This window comes from Limosilactobacillus gastricus DSM 16045 (assembly GCF_001434365.1).
In the GTDB taxonomy this organism is placed as follows: Bacteria; Bacillota; Bacilli; order Lactobacillales; family Lactobacillaceae; genus Limosilactobacillus; species Limosilactobacillus gastricus.
On record NZ_AZFN01000011.1, the window covers coordinates 1 to 19,919 of the forward strand.

Here is a 19,919-nt window from a genome sequence, read left to right on the forward strand (position 1 = left end):
AGTGAATCCTTGAGCGCATCAACGAGTGAATCCTTGAGCACTTCAATGAACGAAAGCTCAAGTCAATCAACTAGTCTGTCACTTTCCATGTCACGAGTAACTGATATTCAATATCATTCCGGAGTTTACACTTGGAAGGATGCAGATCAGGTTATCAAACATAATGTAAACAACCTTTCCGCGACGAAACAAACTGAAGAATTACCGCAAACTGGTAATACAGCTTCGAGTTCGATGGCTACAATTGGACTTATAATGGCGGGTATTGCTACATTGGCGGGGATCAAGCGATCGAAAAAGAAGAAATAAACAAGCGTATTCGCTGTTAATAAAACAGGAGTGACTTTCCTTGGTGGAATTGTCACTCCTGTTTTTAAAAGGTGAGAAAGCGTATTAATCGGCAAGCGCTAATTAGATATGTTAAAATAAAGGTCAATAATAGTCAGATGTAAGGAGGTTCCTAAAATGGCAGAAGAAAAAAGTATGTCTGATGTGATTGAACAATACTTAAAATCTGTTTTGGGTGATGCTTCTCAAATTGAGATCCGTCGTTCAGAAATTGCTGATCACTTTGATGTGGTACCTTCACAAATTAATTATGTAATTAAAACCCGGTTTACCCCTCAACGTGGTTACTTTGTTGAAAGTAAGCGTGGCGGCGGTGGTTACATTCGGATTGAAAAGGTCAGTCTATTAGATGGGGTTGATGTTTTAGAAACTCTAATTAATGGAATTGGTGATTTATTAACAGAACGAGATGCCGCTGCAGTGATTAAGACTTTATATCAAGAACAGTTGATTACTCGTCGTGAAGGCGATTTGATGATGACAATGATTTCAAAACAAACTTTGATTATCAGAGATCGTTATGATCAACAACGCTTTCGGGCTCACGTGATGAAGATGTTGTTAAACCGGCTACGGTATGAGAGTTAAGAGGAGATTTACTGATGGATGAATATTTGTATACCCCAAGCGCCCGAAATAGCTTGCAGGTTGCTCAAGAACAGGCGCGTATGTTTCGCCACCAAGCTGTTGGGACAGAGCACCTTTTATTAGCTTTGAGTATGGAAGAGATAGGGGTTGCTGCTAATGTCTTGAATCAATACAACGTAAAAAGTGATGATATTCGTGAAGAAATTGAACGTTTTACAGGTTACGGTAGCGTTCAAAGTGTCGATCCATCTACTTATGTTCCAAATTCACCTAAATTACGTGAAGTCCTGCGGCGGGCCGCAACCATTGCTCAACGTCTGCAAAATAGTCGCATCGGTACGGAACATTTGTTACTAAGTTTATTAAGTGATGACTCGATCCTCTCTTCGCGAATTCTTTATAATTTAGGTGCCGATCCCAAAACTGCTCGAAAGGCACTTTTGAAGCGCTTAGGAGTTTCGGAACGAAACATGAACCGGTCTAATCGACAGAATAATCAGCCAGCTGAAGGGACGCCAACACTTGATAAACTAGGTCGCGACATGACTAAGTTGGCTAACGAGAAAGATGTTGACCCAGTCATCGGGCGAAATAAAGAGATCCAACGAGCCTTACAGATCTTAAGTCGGCGAACCAAAAACAATCCCGTTCTTATTGGTGAACCTGGGGTCGGGAAAACAGCGATAGTCGAAGGATTGGCTCAACGCATTGTGAAGGGGTCAGTGCCCGAAACGCTGCAAAATAAGCGCTTGATTTCTTTGGATATGGGCTCGCTAGTTGCAGGAACTAAATTCCGGGGTGAATTTGAAGACCGGCTTAAAAAAGTGATCAATGAAATTGCTGAAGACGGGAACGTTATTTTATTTGTCGACGAAATTCATACCTTGATTGGTGCTGGAGGAGCGGAAGGGGCAATAGATGCTTCTAATATCTTGAAACCAGCTCTAGCTCGAGGAGAAATTCAATTAATTGGGGCCACCACCCTTGATGAATATCGAAAATATGTTGAAAAAGATGCAGCTTTAGAACGGCGCTTTTCTACTGTAATGGTCGAAGAACCGTCAACGGAAGAAACCTTAACGATTTTGGAAGGGTTGCGCGAACAGTATCAACAATATCATCAAGTTGAAATTACTGATGATGCCTTGCGATCAGCCGTTGAATTATCAAAACGATACATTAATGATCGTTATCTGCCAGATAAGGCGATTGATTTAATGGATGAATCAGCAGCTACTATTAGGATTAATGCTGAAAATCATCCCCATAAAGATATTCAATTGTCCCAACAATTAGCTGAGGTTCGAAACCAAAAGGAACAGGCTATATTAGAACAAAATTTTGATTTGGCTGCGGACTTACGGCAAAGCGAATTAAAATTAAAGGTCGAATTAGAAACATACGAGGCCAAACGCCAACGGGCTGCCAATGATGGTCACTATCGGTTGAAAGTTACTGCTAATGATGTGGCAACTGTGGTTGCAGAATGGACTGGTGTTCCGGTAACGCAATTACAAAAGCAGGAAAGTAAGCGGTTAGTGAACTTGGAGCAAAACTTACATCAACGTGTGATTGGACAAGAAGAGGCCGTTCGGGTTATTTCAGAAGCTATTCGCCGGAGTCGAAGTGGTCTAAAAGACCCGCAACGGCCGATCGGTTCATTTATGTTCCTAGGTCCAACCGGGGTTGGGAAAACGGAACTAGCAAAAGCGCTTGCTGAAGAGATGTTTGGTTCGCGTGATCAAATGATTCGGATTGATATGTCTGAATACATGGAACGATACAGTACCAGTCGGCTAGTTGGCGCCGCACCAGGCTATGTTGGTTACGAAGAAGGTGGCCAGTTAACGGAACAGGTTCGTCGCCATCCTTATTCAGTAGTTTTATTGGATGAAGTAGAAAAAGCTCATCCAGATGTCTTTAATTTACTATTACAAGTTTTAGATGATGGTTTCTTAACGGATTCGCAAGGACGGCGTGTCGATTTTCGTAACACGATTTTAATTATGACCTCGAACCTAGGCGCTACTCAACTTCAAGACACTAAAACGGTTGGCTTTGGCGCTACAGATGTGCATGAGGATTATGCGGCGATGAAAGCTGCGGTTAATGAACAACTTAAATTAGCTTTTCGACCGGAATTTTTAAATCGAATTGATGAAACGATTGTCTTCCATTCATTAACCAAGCCTGAATTACGTCAAATCGTTAAGCTGCTGGCGAGCCAATTAATCCACCGCTTAGCTGACCAAGGAATTAAATTAAAATTAACGACAGCCGCTTTAGATACGATTGCAGAGGACGGCTATAATCCAGCTTATGGAGCACGACCGTTACGGCGGTCAATACAGAAACTGGTTGAAAATCCCTTGAGTATGCTGATTCTTGACGGGGATATTCAAGCGGGCGATCAGATTACGGTTGGTGCCCATAAAGGCCAACTAGACTTTAAACAAAATGGTCAACTTGTAACGGTTTAATGATCGATAATCTTGCTAAAATGGACGGTTTCTAATACAATTCCGTTAAGCATTAAAACTAGTTAAAAATAGGTATAGAAATGAAAAGGGAAGAAAAATTAGAACGGACCCATAAGGCGATTTTAAAAACGGCGACCAAACTATTTTTAAATCGTGGTTATGCCCAAACGTCCACGCGTGATATTGCTAAACAAATTGGCATTACCCAACCGGCTTTATATCATCACTTTAAGGATAAAGAAGTCTTATATCTGGATGTGATGAATGAGCATGGAACCCGAGTTCGCCAAGAAATCCAACGGGTACTTCGTAATAAAAATTTAGATATTAAACAACAATTACAAGAGATCACGAATGTGTATCTTAAGTTGCATCCGCAAAGTGTATATAGCTATTATCAAGAGGCTCGTCGTCAATTATCATTGAGCTCGCGTCGAAAGCTAGATACTATTTTTACGATGGATTATATTAATCCGTTGGCACAATACTTTGCGCAAGATATCGTTAATCTGCGACCCGATGTTAGACCGCGTGAAGCCGCCGAATTATACTTAGCGGAGCTTCAACCGTTACATGGAACGGTTTTATCGCTGGGAGGACATGCCGTTAGTCCCGAGCAACGGCAGCGGGTTTTGCTTGATTGTATTTTAAATGGGTTTATTGCTCGGTAGAATTGACATTTGAATAGTAACTGAGTACAATTAATCTGTATGTAATTTAGGACTCAGTGAGGTCGGTGATCTATTGTCCACCGGCGTCTTTATAAAAATCCAAAGGCAGTGTTCAACTGCTTTTGGCTTTTTTTTGCCAAAAATCAGGTGATTATACAAAATGTAATCAAAATGTAATATTTGGCGTGAGTTCGACTAGCGAATTAGAGAGGTGAACAGTTTGGCTGGACATTTAGTTAAGTATGGTAAGCGCCGTACACGGCGAAGTTACTCTCGGATTCGGGAAGTTTTAGACTTGCCGAATTTGATCGAGATCCAAACCGATTCTTATAATTGGTTTATGGATACCGGTCTCCGGGAAATGTTTAATGACATTATGCCGATCGATGATTTTCAAGGAAAACTTTCCTTAGAATTCGTTGATTATCAATTATTAGAACCTAAATATACGGTGGATGAAGCCCGGGAACATGATGCTAACTACTCAGCACCTTTGCATGTAACTTTGCGGCTTACTAACCATGAAACTGGTGAAATTAAGTCTCAAGATGTCTTTTTTGGGGACTTCCCATTAATGACTGACCAGGGGACCTTTATCATTAACGGTGCCGAACGGGTAATTGTTTCTCAATTAGTGCGGTCACCAGGGGTATACTTCAGTCAAGAAGCTGACAAGAATGGTCGGTCTAATTTTGGCGCTAACTTCATTCCTAACCGAGGGGCATGGTTAGAATACGAAACCGATGCCAAGGGGATTTCTTATGTTCGGATCGATCGGACCCGGAAGTTGCCTATTACGGAATTAGTACGGTCACTTGGGTTTGGATCTGATGATGAGATCATCGATATGTTAGGGGATGAAAGTGAGTCCCTTAACGCCACTATCGATAAGGATGTGCACAAAGAACCTGAAGACTCACGAGTTGAAGAAGCCCTCAAGGATATCTATGAACGTTTGCGTCCTGGTGAACCAAAGACAGCAGACTCAGCACGTAGTCTGTTAATTACCCGCTTCTTTGATCCAAAGCGTTATGACATGGCACCAGTTGGTCGTTACAAGACTAACAAGAAGTTAAAGATGAAGTACCGCCTGTTGGGACAAACTTTAGCTGAAACCTTAGCCGATCCTGAAACTGGTGAAATCCTCGCTAATAAGGGTGACGTGGTAACCAAAGAAGTGCTTAAGGATCTTGAATCAGCATTGGAAAGTGATGATTTTAAGATGATCACGTACACACCATCTGATGATGCGGTTGTGACTGAACCAGTTCAATTACAAAAGATTTTGGTTTATTCCAAGGATGATCCTGAAAAGGTTGTGCCGATCGTTTCAAACGGTAATATTTCCTTAGATCTGAAGCACATTCAACCAGCTGATATCATTGCTTCTGTAAACTACTTCTTGAACTTACAAGAAGGGATCGGAACGACCGATGATATTGACCACTTAGGTAACCGGCGGATTCGTTCGGTTGGTGAATTGTTGCAAAACCAATTCCGGATTGGGTTAGCTCGGATGGAACGGGTGGTACGGGAACGGATGTCAATCCAAGATATCAATACTGTAACGCCACAACAATTGATTAATATTCGTCCAGTAGTAGCTTCAATTCGGGAATTCTTTGGTTCTTCCCAATTGTCCCAATTCATGGATCAAACCAATCCATTGGGTGAATTGACGCATAAGCGGCGGTTGTCAGCCTTAGGGCCAGGTGGCTTGACGCGTGATCGGGCTGGATATGAAGTGCGGGATGTGCACTATACTCACTACGGTCGGATGTGTCCAATTGAAACACCGGAAGGTCCTAACATTGGTTTGATTAACAGTTTGTCTTCCTATGCACGAGTTAACCAATACGGCTTTATTGAAACTCCATATCGTCGCGTTTCATGGGACACTCACAAGGTTACTGACCGGATCGATTACCTGACGGCCGATGAAGAAGATAACTATATCATTGCCCAAGCAAACACTAAGTTAAACGAAGACGGCTCTTTTGCTGAAGAAACGATTATGTGTCGTGACAAGGAAGACTACATCGAAACGTCAGCAGATAATGTTGATTACATGGACGTTTCGCCAAAGCAAGTAGTTTCTGTCGCTTCAGCATGTATTCCTTTCTTGGAAAATGATGACTCTAACCGGGCCTTGATGGGGGCCAACATGCAACGGCAAGCGGTACCGTTGATCAACCCACATGCTCCATTAATTGGAACGGGGATTGAATACAAGGCCGCTCATGATTCTGGAGTTGCGTTAATTGCCAAGAATGCCGGAACTGTAGAATTTGTTGATGCCAAGGAAATCCGGATTCGTCAAGAAGATGGTTCGCTTGATACTTATAAACTAATGAAGTTCCGCCGTTCCAATGGTGGTAAGAACTATAATCAACGGCCAATTGTTAAAGTCGGTGAACACATTGATGTTGACGATGTTTTAGCAGATGGCCCATCAATGGAACAAGGTGAATTAGCCTTAGGGCAAAACCCATTGATTGCCTTTATGACATGGCAAGGTTATAACTTCGAAGATGCCATTGCGATTAACGAACGTCTAGTGAAGGACGATGTTTACACGTCTATCCATATCGAATCCTACGAATCAGAAGCTCGGGAAACCAAATTAGGTCCTGAAGAAATGACGCGAGAAATTCCTAATGTTGGTCAAGAAGCTTTACGCGATCTTGACGAAGGCGGGATCATTCGTGTTGGGGCCGAAGTTAATGATGGCGACATTTTAGTTGGTAAGGTAACGCCTAAAGGGGTGACCGAATTATCAGCTGAAGAGCGTTTGCTGCATGCCATCTTTGGTGAAAAATCACGTGAAGTACGGGATACTTCACTCCGGGTACCACACGGTGGTGGCGGAATTGTCCAAGACGTTAAAGTTTTCACTCGTGAAAATGGTGATGAATTGGCCCCTGGCGTTGACATGATGGTTCGGGTTTACATTGCCCAAAAGCGGAAGATCCAAGTTGGGGATAAGATGGCCGGTCGGCATGGTAACAAAGGGACGGTTTCAATCGTTGTTCCGGAAGAAGATATGCCATATATGCCAGACGGGACGCCAATTGATATCATGCTTAGTCCAATGGGGGTTCCATCTCGGATGAACATTGGTCAAGTGATTGAATTGCACCTTGGAATGGCTGCTCGTGAATTGGGAATTCATATTGCTACGCCTGTCTTTGATGGGGCAACTGATGCGGATGTATGGGATGCCGTTAAGGAAGCTGGATTACCATCAGATGGGAAGACCATTCTTTATGATGGACGGACTGGTGAACCATTTGAACAACGGGTTTCCGTTGGGGTCATGCACTATCTTAAGTTAGCCCACATGGTTGACGATAAGATTCACGCTCGTTCGATTGGACCATACTCCTTGGTTACTCAACAACCACTTGGTGGGAAAGCCCAATTCGGTGGTCAACGGTTTGGTGAAATGGAAGTTTGGGCCCTGGAAGCATACGGAGCAGCCTACACGCTTCAAGAAATCTTGACTTACAAATCAGATGATGTCGTTGGTCGGGTGAATACTTATGAAGCGATTATTAACGGTGAACAAATTCCTAAGCCAGGGGTGCCGGAATCATTCCGGGTCTTAGTGAAGGAATTACAATCACTAGGGCTAGATATGAAGGTGCTTGATAACGACCATCAAGAAGTGGAATTGAAGAACATGGACGAAGACGTCATGGATGTTCGGAAGGTGGCTCAAAAGGCAAAACCTGTTGAAGCAACCGCAACGGAAACGAGCGAAGCAACCGACGAAGTTCCTTCAAACTAATGAAAAGTGTAATCGTGATTGAAATAGGAGGATTATCCTTTGATTGATGTCAATAATTTTGAAAGTATGGAGATTGGGTTAGCCTCTCCACAAAAGATCCGTAGTTGGTCTTTCGGTGAAGTTAAAAAGCCGGAAACGATTAATTACCGGACATTAAAGCCTGAAAAAGACGGGCTCTTTGATGAACGGATTTTCGGGCCAACTAAGGATTATGAATGTGCTTGTGGTAAGTACAAGCGCCAACGTTTCAAGGGTCGCGTTTGTGATCGTTGTGGGGTTGAAGTTACTAGTTCAAAGGTTCGTCGGGAACGAATGGGACACATTGAATTAGCTGCCCCAGTTACTCATATTTGGTACTTTAAGGGGATTCCAAGTCGGATGGGCTTGGTCTTAGACATGAGTCCACGTTCATTAGAAGAAGTAATTTACTTTGCTTCATACGTTGTGCTTGATGCTGGTGATACTCCACTGGAAAAGAAACAACTTTTATCCGAACCTGAATACCGGGAAAAGAAAGCTGAATATGGTGATCGTTTCCAAGCTCAAATGGGGGCTGAAGCTTTACAAAAGTTGTTAGCCGATGTGGACCTCGAAAAGGAAACGGCTGAATTGAAGGCAGTGCTAAAAGAAGCAACTGGCCAAAAGCGAACGCGGGCAGTACGCCGGCTTGATATCCTTGAAGCCTTTTTGAAGTCGGGTAATCGCCCAGAATGGATGGTGATGGATGTCTTACCAGTTATGCCACCTGACTTACGACCAATGGTTCAACTTGAAGGTGGTCGGTTCGCAACGTCTGATCTAAATGACTTATACCGGCGGGTAATTAACCGGAATAACCGTTTGAAGCGGTTATTAGATCTGAATGCTCCGGGAATTATCGTCCAAAACGAAAAGCGGATGCTTCAAGAAGCGGCCGATGCCCTGATTGACAATGGTCGCCGGGGTCGTCCAGTTACCGGCCCTGGTAATCGTCCATTGAAGTCCCTTTCTCATTTGCTTAAAGGGAAGCAAGGGCGTTTCCGTCAAAACTTACTTGGGAAGCGGGTTGACTACTCTGGTCGTTCTGTTATCGATGTTGGTCCATCGATGAAGATGAACCAAATGGGCTTGCCAGTGCAAATGGCGATGGAATTATTCAAGCCATTTATTATCCATGAATTGACCAAGCGCGAATTAGTTAATAACCCTAAGGTTGCTCGGCGGATGATTGATAACCGAGATGAAGTTGTCTTTGATGTCCTCGAAGATGTTATTAAGGAACACCCAGTATTACTTAACCGGGCCCCTACCCTTCACCGACTAGGGATTCAAGCCTTTGAACCAATCTTGGTTTCAGGAAAAGCGATGCGGTTACACCCATTAGTTTGTGCAGCTTATAACGCCGATTTTGATGGGGACCAAATGGCTATTCACGTTCCTTTGTCTGATGAAGCCCAAGCGGAAGCTCGCTTGCTTATGCTGGCGGCTCACCATATTCTGAGTCCGCGGGATGGAGAACCAATTGTGGCGCCTTCACAAGATATGGTTATTGGGAACTACTACATGACCATTGAAGATAAAGGTCGTGAAGGTGAAGGGATGATTTTCAAGGATATGAACGAAGCCATCATGGCATACAAGAACGGGTATGTTTCATTACAAACCCGGGTCGGGGTACAAACCTCCGCATATCCAAAGAAACCATTTACTGATGATCAACGTAATCGAGTTATGGTGACGAGTGTTGGGAAGTTAATCTTCAACAACATCATGCCAGAAGATTATGTTTACATTAATGAACCAACGATGGAAAACCTAACTAATGGGGTTCCCGATCGTTACTTCCTTGATAAAGGGGAAGATATTAACGATTACTTGGAAAATGCACCATTAGTAGCACCATTTAAGGTTGGCTTCTTATCTGACATCATTGCTGAAGTCTACAAGAAGTACAAGGTGACAATTACTTCCCAATTACTTGATAAGATGAAAGACTTGGGTTACTACGAATCCACGATTTCAGGGGTAACTGTAGGGATCGTTGACGTTACCGATTTGAAAGAAAAGCCTGAGATTATAGATGAGGCCCATAAACAGGTTGCCTTGATTACTAAGCAATTCCGTCGGGGATTGATTACTGATAATGAACGGTATGAACGGGTAATTGGTGTCTGGAATGATGCTAAGGATGAAGTCCAAGAAAAATTAGTTGAACATATGGACATCCATAACCCAATCAACATGATGTCTGATTCCGGAGCGCGTGGTAACATTTCAAACTTTACCCAATTAGCCGGAATGCGGGGCTTAATGGCCTCACCATCTGGTAAGATTATGGAATTACCAATTCTGTCAAACTTCCGTGAAGGGCTTTCCGTCTTGGAAATGTTCCTTTCATCACATGGGGCTCGTAAAGGGATGACTGATACGGCCCTCAAGACTGCAAACTCTGGTTACTTAACCCGGCGGTTGGTTGATGTGGCCCAAGATGTAATTGTACGGGAAGAAGATTGTGGAACGGATCGTGGTTTAGACGTGACGGCCATTACTAATGGTGATGAAATGATTGAACCACTATATGACCGGATCTTAGGACGTTACACCATGAAGTCAGTCTTTGACCCACAAACTGGCGAAAAGATTGTTGGTAAGAATGTCTTGATTGACGAAGCAATGGCCCAAGAAATTGTCGATGCTGGGGTACAAAAGGTTACCATTCGGACGGCCTTCACTTGTAACACCGACCATGGGGTCTGTGAACGTTGTTACGGCCGAAACGCAGCGACTGGAGACCAAGTGGAGGCCGGTGAAGCAATCGGGACGGTGGCCGCTCAATCAATTGGTGAACCTGGGACACAATTGACCTTACGGAACTTCCACACTGGTGGGGTGGCCGGTGATGATGATATTACTCAAGGGCTTCCTCGGATCCAAGAAATTGTGGAATCACGGAACCCGAAAGGGAAGGCCGTTATTTCCGAGGTTACTGGGGTTATCGAATCAATCGAAGAAAACCCAGCTGACCAAACGAAGGATGTCACCGTTAAGGGTGATGCCGATACGCGTACTTATACTTTACCAATTACGACGCGGATGCGGGTCGGTGAAGGCGATGAAATCCGCCGTGGTTATGCCTTGAATGAAGGTTCAATTGATCCAAAGGAATTGATCCGAGTTCGGGATGTATTATCCACTGAAACTTACATGTTAGCTGAAATCCAAAAGGTTTACCGGATGCAAGGGATTGATTTGCTTGATAAGCACGTGGAAATCATGGTTCGGCAAATGATCCGGAAAGTTCGGGTTATGGATCCAGGTGATACGGATGTCTTACCAGGTGAATTAATGGATATTAGCCAATTCCGTGATGCTAACTACCAGACCTTGATTTCTGGTGGGGTTCCAGCTACAGCTCGTCCAGTTATCCTTGGGATCACTAAGGCAGCCCTTGAAACAAATAGTTTCTTGTCTGCAGCCTCATTCCAAGAAACTACGCGGGTCTTAACGGATGCTGCTATTCGTGGTAAGAATGACCCATTAGTTGGTTTGAAGGAAAATGTTATTATCGGTAAGATTATTCCTGCCGGTACGGGGATGGGTACTTACCGTGGAATTAAGCCACGGGAAGTTAGCGTTGAACAACCGGAAACGGCCTATGCTACTACCCCAACAGCTTCAATTCGGGAAATGGAAGCTGAATTAAATCAGGAAGATTAAATTCTTTGTATACAAAAGGCACTCAATCGAAATGAGATTGAGTGCCTTTTACGGTTTATTCAGCTTTTTGACTACGGGTAATTAGGTCTTTAAAGAGCATTTGAGCTTCTTCATTATGCTTGAACATGTTTTCTGGGTGCCATTGGACTGCTACTACTTGATCTGAATCTTCACTTTCAATGGCTTCGGCCACCCCATCATCAGCAGTGGCAGTGATGCGCAGGCCAGGAGCAATCCGCTTTACGGCTTGATGATGACGGGAATTTACGTATACTCGATCACCCAATAATTCATTTAGTTTAGAACCGGGTTCGGTGTTAACGTGGTGAGTGGGTAAATTACCGGGTGCTAATTGGTGGTGCTTTAACTTAGCAGATGGATCTTCTGATAAATCCTGATAAAGAGTTCCGCCCAAGCCAGCATTGATTAATTGTAGACCGCGACAGATACCCATAACTGGCTTTCCAGCTTCAACTGTAGCCTTTAATAAGGCGATTTCAAAGAGATCCCGTTTGCGAAAGGTTTCGCCTAATTCATAATGGGGTTCTTCGCCGAAAAAGGTTGGGTCAACATCAAAACCACCTAATAAGAGCAGTCCATCAAACAAGTGTACATAGTCGGGAGCTGATTCGGCAGCAACGGTCGGTAAAATCAGAGGGGTTCCACCTGATTTTGTAATCGCTTGAATTGCAGGGTCTGGCGCAAAGGCAGCATTACGTAAGTTAATAATGTTAGTTGCCTCGGTAAACGTATCTGCAGGCATCGCGATAATAGGTTTTCTCATGAAACTTCCACCCTAAAAAAAGTTTATAAAAATAGTTTATTGGATTTATATATGCATGTCAATTAAAAGAATTAGAAAATGATGAGAGCGTCGTTATTAAATCATAATTGTGCTATCCTTACTAAATAGAAGAGGAGTGAAAGCATGAGCAAATATCGAGTTGAAATTCCCCAAGAGGCAATGGAAAATACCGAGATTCCCAAATCAGGACCTCTGGTGATGCGTGTTCACCGCCATCAATTGGTGATTGAGCCTGAAAATTTGGCCTCAATCGTTCCACAAATTAAAATGCGCTGGTATATTTTACCGGCAATCTTAGTAGCGATTTTAGTATTTTCTCAATTGTATGCTGATCGGATTCAACTGGTCCCATTAAGTGGGCCAGCAAGTTCACTTGGCAATATCATTACGGCTTTTGGTGGCCTATGTGGGATTGGGGCTTTTATTATTACCTTTATTTCTGAAAAAATAAGACGAACAGGCCCAGCTCAGCAATTTTCTTGGCGGATGTTACTACCGATTGCGATGGCCAGTGGCTTAATTCTAGTCTTTACAGTCTATGCTCTCTTTTGGGTCTTATCTCAATTATTTGGAGGAGCAACTTTTGACATCTATACTGCTTGTATCATGATTGCGATCTCTATTGCAGTGATTAATTATATTATGATTAATTTATCAATGACGCTGTCACCGGGGATTATTACCAATTTGATGACCATCATGATTTTAGGTGGGGTATTATTTTCGATGCTCACTAATGGTCGGAAGAATTGGTGGCGTTATAACTTCAGTTACCTGGGAACTGCTCAGAGTGGTTCTTCAATGCAGTTTAACTTGACCTTGATTTTTACCGGGATCCTAATGGCTACCCTGGTTGATTACTTATTTGTTAATCTGAAACGCAGATACCATAATTGGCGGATCGAAATTAGCCGGTGGTTGCTCTTTGGGTTGGCGGCCTGTTTGGCGGGAGTGGGATTATTTCCTAATAATCAGGAATTTCACTATTTGCATGATCAAATTTCAATGTGGTTAGTCTATCTGCTGTTAATTTTGATTATCATTTTACGGTGGATCTTACCGATGATTAGTAAAAATTTTCTTCGGCTTTCTTATCTAATGGGCGCAGTGATGGCAGCGGAGTATATTGCTTTTAAATTTGTGCGTTATTTGTCATTAACGGCATTTGAATTACTTTCCTTTGGTTTAGCCTTATCGTGGACATTATTGTTATTCCAAAATCTAGAATATTTGATTCAATCGGATAGCGAAATTTTAGATGTTAATTTAGTTGTCATTAAACATGAGTCAGATAATCAAGATTAGGCCTAAATTTAAGTAAGGAATAAATGGCAGTGATTTAGTTTGATAACGACTAGTCAATAAAATTAGTAAGCAAGCACAAAGTATGATCCAGCAGGTGGCAGTTAAACCCACGGAAAAAAGGATAATGATGAGGTAAGCCGTATCACCAAAGCCCAGTTTTTGATGATAATTCATTCCTAATAAAAAAAGGATTAAGCTGACTTCAATTAGGTAGATAAACCAATGGCTATCAGCTAACATGACCGACCGAAAGGGCAAAAAACCACATAAAAAGACCGGGTTAATCCATTGTTCATACCAGTCAGTTGTCGTAATGATTGTTATGGTGGTAAGAATGATCAAAGTTGGAATGGCTCCATAAATTTGAAATTTACTTAGATACCAAGCTGTTAAGATTAGTTCAATCATGGGATTAAAAGCATCGATCGGCTGCTGACACCAATGACAACGACCTTTTTGGAAAACCCAACCGCCAACTGGAATTAATTGCCACCAGTTTAAAGGGTGCAGGCAATGATCACATTGTGAAAAACTTGAAGTATACTTGAGTGGATTTAAAAGCGTTCGATGTGTGAATGCAACTATAAATGAAATCCAACAAATAATGAAAACAAAAATTAAACAAACTTGCATGATGACCTCCTAAAATAAAATACGGAAGAAATCGTAAAATATCCAAAGAGTAATTGACATTATAAGGGCTTCGTGATAGTTTAATAGAGGTGCTTTTTGAAGCAGCAAGGTGTCTGTCGCATGACAGATGATAATCTGGCGGCGATAGCACATAATTAAATATCATCTGAGCGCTTTTTTTATTCAGAAAAAAGAACCGCCTGGATGTGTGGACTAAAATAAGGAAGGAAAATATTATGCCTACAATTAACCAATTGGTTCGTAAAGGACGTAAAAGCCACAAGGGCAAGTCAAAGTCACCTGCTCTTGGTTACGTATACAACAGTTTCAAGAAGGAAGAAGTTAAGACACCATCTCCACAAAAGCGTGGGGTTGCTACCCGTGTGGGAACGATGACTCCTAAGAAGCCTAACTCAGCTTTACGGAAGTACGCCCGTGTTCGTCTTTCAAACCTGATTGAAGTTACTGCTTACATTCCTGGGATCGGCCACAACCTTCAAGAACACTCAGTTGTTTTGATTCGTGGTGGACGTGTTAAGGATTTGCCTGGGGTTCGTTACCACATCATCCGTGGGACGCTTGATACGGCCGGTGTTGAAGGTCGGATGCAAAGCCGTTCTAAGTACGGTGCTAAGAAGCCTAAGAAATAAGAAGGGAGAATTGAGTAATGCCACGTAAGGGACATATCGCAAAACCAGAAGTATTACCAGATCCAATTTACAACTCCAAGTTAGTTACTAGCTTAATTAACCACTTGATGCTTGACGGTAAGCGGGGAACTGCTTCTAAGATCTTGTACCAAGCTCTTGATCAAATTAAGGAACAAACTGGTAATGATCCATTAGAAGTATTTGAACAAGCTATGGAAAACATCATGCCTGCCCTTGAGGTTAAGGCTCGTCGGATTGGTGGTTCTAACTACCAAGTGCCGATCGAAGTTCGTCCAGATCGTCAACGGACCTTGGCACTCCGTTGGTTAACTCAATACGCACGTTTGCGTGGAGAACATACCATGGTAGAACGTCTTGCCAACGAAATTATTGATGCATCTAACAATACTGGTGCTTCAATTAAGAAGAAGGAAGATACTTTACGGATGGCTGAAGCCAACCGAGCTTTTGCTCACTACCGTTGGTAATCAATTATTACCTAGCTGCTTAGGTAAATTAAGGGGACGCATCTTGGTCGTGCCCTTTTGTCAAATATAGATACATTCATTGATTTAAATGGAAGGAGAACATTTTTAAGATGGCTAACAAACGTGAATACCCTCTTGAAAAGACTCGTAACATTGGGATTATGGCACACATTGATGCCGGTAAAACCACTGCTACAGAACGGATTCTTTACTACACTGGTAAGATTCACAAGATTGGTGAAACCCATGATGGGGCTTCCCAAATGGACTGGATGGAAGAAGAACAAGAACGTGGGATCACGATCACTTCTGCCGCTACAACGGCCGTATGGAAGAATCACCGGATTAACATCATCGATACCCCAGGACACGTTGACTTCACGGTCGAAGTTGAACGTTCACTCCGGGTGCTTGATGGAGCTGTGACGGTTTTAGATGCACAAGCTGGTGTTGAACCACAAACGGAAACTGTTTGGCGTCAAGCTGATGATTTTAATGTTCCACGGATTGTCTTTGCTAACAAGATGGACAAGATGGGGGCTAACTTTGATTACACAGTTTCTACTATTAAAGATCGTTTAAATGTTACGCCACTACCAATTCAGTTACCGATCGGGGCCGAAGATGATTTTATCGGTTTGGTTGACTTGGTAACAATGGAAGCCTACCTTTATGATAACGATGATCAAGGGGCTACTTGGGATACTGTGGAAATTCCAGCTGACCTAAAGGACAAAGCAGAACAACAACACGAAGAATTGATCGAAACTCTCGCTGATGTTAATGATGACATCATGGCTAAGTACCTTGAAGGGGAAGAAATTTCCGTTGAAGAAATCAAGGCAGCTATTCGGCAAGCAACTTTGAACCAAGAATTATTCCCGGTATTAGCTGGTTCAGCATACAAGGATAAAGGGATTCAAATGATGTTGGATGCGGTATTGGATTACTTACCATCCCCACTTGATGTTAAGCCATTTGTTGCCACTGATGAAGATGGAAACGAAATTGAATTAACGGCTGGTGATGATAAGCCATTTGCTGCTTTAGCCTTTAAGATTGCGACGGATCCATTTGTTGGTCGGTTAACTTTCTTACGGGTTTACACAGGTTCATTACAATCTGGTTCTTATGTTTTGAACGCTACTAAAGGTAAGCGGGAACGGGTTGGTCGTTTGCTTCAAATGCACTCCAACCAACAAAATGAAATTCCAGAAGTCTTCTCTGGTGATATTGCTGCAGCAATCGGTCTAAAGAACACTACTACTGGCGATTCATTAACTGATCCTGACAAACCACTCCAACTTGAATCAATGGAATTCCCTGAACCAGTTATTCAAGTTTCAGTTGAACCTAAGTCAAAGGCTGACCAAGATAAGATGGATAAGGGTCTCCAAAAGTTAGCTGAAGAAGATCCTACTTTCAAGGCTGAAACTAATCCTGAAACTGGTGAAACTTTAATTGCCGGGATGGGTGAATTACACTTAGACATTATCGTTGAACGTCTTCGTCGTGAATTTAACGCTGAAGTTACGGTTGGTAAGCCACAAGTTTCTTATCGGGAAGCCTTTACCAATACGGTTGAAGCTCAAGGTAAATTCGTTCGTCAATCAGGTGGTAAAGGTCAATACGGGGATGTCTGGATTGAATTTACGCCACTTGAAGAAGGTGCCGGTTTCGAATTTGAAGATGCAATCGTCGGTGGGGTTGTTCCACGTGAATATATCCCAGCTGTTGAACAAGGTTTAAAGGAAGCTATGGAAAATGGTGTCTTGGCTGGTTACCCATTAGTTGACTTAAAGGCTAAGTTATACGATGGTAGTTACCACGAAGTCGATTCATCTGAAGCTGCCTTTAAGGTTGCTGCTTCCTTAGCTCTTCGGAATGCTGCTCCAAAGGGTGGTGCAACCATCCTTGAACCAATCATGAAAGTTGATATTGTGACTCCAGAAGACAACCTTGGTGATGTCATGGGTCACGTTACTGCTCGTCGTGGGAGTATCGATGGAATGGAAGAACGTGGTAATGCACAATTAGTTCATGCCTTCGTTCCACTATCTGAAATGTTTGGTTACGCTACGACCCTTCGTTCGGCAACGCAAGGTCGGGGGACCTTCTCAATGACTTTCGATCACTACTCAGCTGTTCCTAAGTCCATTCAAGAAGAAATCATCGAAAAAAACGGTGGTAATAAATAATCTTAAAAGAATGCTCAAAATTTTGGGCATTCTTTTTTATGTCTGTAATAATTCTCATTGAAATTAAATTTAAGAAAGTCGATGAAAACCTTGATATTAAAGGGTTGTTCGTGTATTATAGAAAGAGTGCTTGGAAGAAAGCGGGTCGAAAAGCCCGATAAATCAAGGTTTCTAAGTGCCAGGCAGTGAAGTGAAAGGTTGCGACACACCCGGCCGCTTTGCCACGGATGTGGCGGTAATTTTCACTGAGCCAGTCATATTTTCAAAATTGACGAAGGAGGGAAAACAATGGCAAACCAAAAAATTCGGATTTGTTTAAAGGCTTACGAACACCGCGTATTAGATGAATCAGCAACTAAGATTGTTGAAACTGCTAAGCGGACTGGTGCTCAAATTTCAGGCCCGATTCCGTTACCAACTGAACGGACTTTATACACGGTGATTCGGTCACCACACAAGTTCAAGAAGTCACGGGAACAATTCGAAATTCGGACTCACAAGCGTTTGATCGACATCGTTGATCCAACGCCAAAGACAGTTGACTCATTAATGAAGCTTGACTTGCCAAGTGGTGTCGATATCGAAATTAAACTATAATTTGAATCTTTGATTCGAAATAAAAAATCATTAAATTGGAGGTGTACTCATGACCAAAGGAATCTTAGGTAAAAAGGTCGGCATGACTCAAGTCTTCACTGACAATGGCGAATTGGTTCCAGTTACTGTAGTTGAAGTAACGCCAAACGTCGTAATGCAAATCAAGACTGTCGAAAATGATGGTTACGAAGCCGTTCAACTTGGTTTTGCAGATAAGCGTGAAGTATTGAGTAACAAGGCCGAACAAGGTCATGCTACAAAAGCAAATACGACTCCTAAGCGCTTCATCGCAGAAATCCGCGACGCAGAATTAGGAGACGACATTAAAGTTGGAGACGAAATCAAAGCGGATCTCTTCGCAGAAGGTGAAACTGTTGATGTAACAGGAATCACTAAGGGTCATGGTTACCAAGGTAACATTCATAAAGACGGACAACGTCGTGGACCAATGGCTCACGGTTCTCGTTACCACCGTCGCCCAGGGTCACTTGGAGCAATTATCAACCATGTCTTCAAAGGCAAGAAATTACCTGGTCGGATGGGTAATAACACACGGACAGTCCAACATTTACGGATCGTTCGGGTTGATACTGAAAACAATGTTCTCTTAATTAAGGGAAATGTTCCAGGTGCTAACAAGTCATTCGTGACGATTAAGAACTCTGTAAAGGCTAACACTAAGAAGAGCCTTAGCAAACAAAAAAACAAATAATTAGGAAGGAGGAAGTTTTAAATGACTAGCGTTGCATTATACAACCAAGACGGAAGCCAAAACGGTACCGTTGAATTAAACGACAGTGTATTTGCTGTTGAAGTTAACGAAAGTGCTGAATTTGAAGCAATTTTACGTCAACGTGCATCAATGCGTCAGGGTACCCATGCCGTAAAGAATCGTTCCGCGGTTCGTGGTGGTGGAAAGAAGCCATGGCGTCAAAAGGGAACTGGTCGGGCTCGTCAAGGGTCAATCCGGGCACCACAATTCCGTGGTGGTGGTATTGTATTCGGACCAACTCCTCGTTCATACAACTACGCACTTCCCCGTAAGGTTCGTCAATTAGCTATTAAGTCAGCTTTGACACAAAAGGTTAATGCTGAAAACTTTGTAGTTGTTGATTCAATCAACTTTGACGCTCCAAAGACTAAGGAATTTGCTGGTGTTATGAACAACTTAAAAGTTACTGAAAAGACTTTAGTTGTTGTGACTGACGACGATAAGAATGCCCAACTTTCCGGTCGGAATTTACCTAACTTAACGGTGGTTACTCCTGCTGGTGTTAACATCTTAAATGTTGTTGACGCACAAAAGATTGTGGTTACGAAGTCAGCTCTTTCTCAAGTAGAGGAGGTGCTCGCATAATGGAAGCACGCGATATTATTTTGCGTCCAGTCATTACTGAAGCATCAACTTCAATGATGGACAATAAGCGTTACACATTCGATGTTGATTTACGTGCTACTAAGACTAACGTTAAAAATGCTGTTGAAGAAATCTTTGGCGTTAAAGTTGTCAAGGTTAACATTATGAATGTTAAAGGAAAGCAAAAGCGTCAAGGGCGTTATGTTGGTTACACAAAGCGTCGTCGTAAAGCTATTGTTACGCTTTCTGCAGACTCAAATGAAATCAAGTTATTCGGTGACGATAACGAATAAAATCTAAAGGATAGGAGGAT

Annotated in this window: 16 protein-coding genes; 14 read left to right on the forward strand and 2 right to left on the reverse strand. The window is 42.5% G+C overall.

Annotated elements, in window-relative coordinates:
• The 6 genes from FC60_RS04620 to rpoC form a co-directional block, all read left to right on the forward strand.
• Positions 1-309 (forward strand): LPXTG cell wall anchor domain-containing protein (locus FC60_RS04620; RefSeq protein ID WP_056937296.1); only part of this gene is annotated, 309 nt, incomplete at its 5' end.
• 156 nt (positions 310-465) lie between these two features.
• Entirely contained in the window at positions 466-936 is a 471-nt protein-coding gene (locus tag FC60_RS04625) for a CtsR family transcriptional regulator (RefSeq protein ID WP_007122719.1), read from the forward strand.
• A 14-nt stretch (positions 937-950) separates the two neighbouring features.
• Complete coding sequence (locus FC60_RS04630; RefSeq protein ID WP_056937297.1) at positions 951-3,416, forward strand: ATP-dependent Clp protease ATP-binding subunit; 2,466 nt, start codon at positions 951-953, stop codon at positions 3,414-3,416.
• Positions 3,417-3,496: 80 nt separating this feature from the next.
• Positions 3,497-4,087 carry a TetR/AcrR family transcriptional regulator gene (locus tag FC60_RS04635; protein ID WP_007122717.1) on the forward strand — a complete coding sequence of 197 codons (591 nt, stop codon included), beginning with the start codon at positions 3,497-3,499 and terminating at the stop codon, positions 4,085-4,087.
• A gap of 211 nt (positions 4,088-4,298) precedes the next feature.
• Positions 4,299-7,877 carry a DNA-directed RNA polymerase subunit beta gene (gene rpoB / locus FC60_RS04640; RefSeq protein WP_056937298.1) on the forward strand — a complete coding sequence of 1,193 codons (3,579 nt, stop codon included), beginning with the start codon at positions 4,299-4,301 and terminating at the stop codon, positions 7,875-7,877.
• Between the two features lie 39 nt (positions 7,878-7,916).
• Positions 7,917-11,573 carry a DNA-directed RNA polymerase subunit beta' gene (rpoC, locus tag FC60_RS04645; RefSeq protein ID WP_056937299.1) on the forward strand — a complete coding sequence of 1,219 codons (3,657 nt, stop codon included), beginning with the start codon at positions 7,917-7,919 and terminating at the stop codon, positions 11,571-11,573.
• A gap of 55 nt (positions 11,574-11,628) precedes the next feature.
• Here rpoC and FC60_RS04650 read toward each other — a convergent pair whose 3' ends face one another.
• Positions 11,629-12,357: a gamma-glutamyl-gamma-aminobutyrate hydrolase family protein gene (locus FC60_RS04650; RefSeq protein ID WP_056937300.1), complete on the reverse strand. Its 729-nt coding sequence runs from the start codon at positions 12,355-12,357 to the stop codon at positions 11,629-11,631.
• 144 nt (positions 12,358-12,501) lie between these two features.
• Between FC60_RS04650 and FC60_RS04655 the strand changes: the two genes are divergently transcribed.
• Positions 12,502-13,683, forward strand: a complete 1,182-nt coding sequence (locus tag FC60_RS04655) for a DUF998 domain-containing protein (protein WP_056937301.1) — start codon at positions 12,502-12,504, stop codon at positions 13,681-13,683.
• Here the strand turns inward: FC60_RS04655 and FC60_RS04660 are convergent.
• Positions 13,666-14,316, reverse strand: a complete 651-nt coding sequence (locus FC60_RS04660) for a prepilin peptidase (RefSeq protein WP_056937302.1) — start codon at positions 14,314-14,316, stop codon at positions 13,666-13,668. The genes FC60_RS04655 and FC60_RS04660 overlap by 18 nt on opposite strands.
• Positions 14,317-14,552: 236 nt before the next feature.
• Here FC60_RS04660 and rpsL point away from each other — a divergent pair, with 236 nt between their 5' ends.
• The 7 genes from rpsL to rplW all read left to right on the forward strand — a co-directional run bounded on the left by rpsL (position 14,553) and on the right by rplW (position 19,899).
• Entirely contained in the window at positions 14,553-14,966 is a 414-nt protein-coding gene (rpsL, locus tag FC60_RS04665) for a 30S ribosomal protein S12 (RefSeq protein WP_007122712.1), read from the forward strand.
• 17 nt (positions 14,967-14,983) lie between these two features.
• Positions 14,984-15,454, forward strand: a complete 471-nt coding sequence (gene rpsG / locus FC60_RS04670; RefSeq protein ID WP_007122711.1) for a 30S ribosomal protein S7 — start codon at positions 14,984-14,986, stop codon at positions 15,452-15,454.
• A 110-nt stretch (positions 15,455-15,564) separates the two neighbouring features.
• Complete coding sequence (gene fusA / locus FC60_RS04675) at positions 15,565-17,652, forward strand: elongation factor G (RefSeq protein WP_056937303.1); 2,088 nt, start codon at positions 15,565-15,567, stop codon at positions 17,650-17,652.
• A gap of 288 nt (positions 17,653-17,940) precedes the next feature.
• Entirely contained in the window at positions 17,941-18,249 is a 309-nt protein-coding gene (rpsJ, locus tag FC60_RS04680; protein WP_056937304.1) for a 30S ribosomal protein S10, read from the forward strand.
• Positions 18,250-18,298: 49 nt separating this feature from the next.
• The gene (rplC, locus tag FC60_RS04685; RefSeq protein ID WP_056937305.1) at positions 18,299-18,961 is read left to right on the forward strand and encodes a 50S ribosomal protein L3; all 663 of its coding nucleotides are present in this window, start codon (positions 18,299-18,301) and stop codon (positions 18,959-18,961) included.
• A gap of 21 nt (positions 18,962-18,982) precedes the next feature.
• Positions 18,983-19,606, forward strand: coding sequence for a 50S ribosomal protein L4 (rplD, locus tag FC60_RS04690; protein WP_007121990.1), 624 nt, complete (start codon positions 18,983-18,985; stop codon positions 19,604-19,606).
• Positions 19,606-19,899 (forward strand): 50S ribosomal protein L23, encoded by a 294-nt coding sequence (gene rplW / locus FC60_RS04695; RefSeq protein ID WP_007121989.1) that lies wholly within the window; start codon positions 19,606-19,608, stop codon positions 19,897-19,899. The genes rplD and rplW overlap by 1 nt, the downstream gene beginning before the upstream one ends.
• Positions 19,900-19,919: the final 20 nt, after the last annotated feature.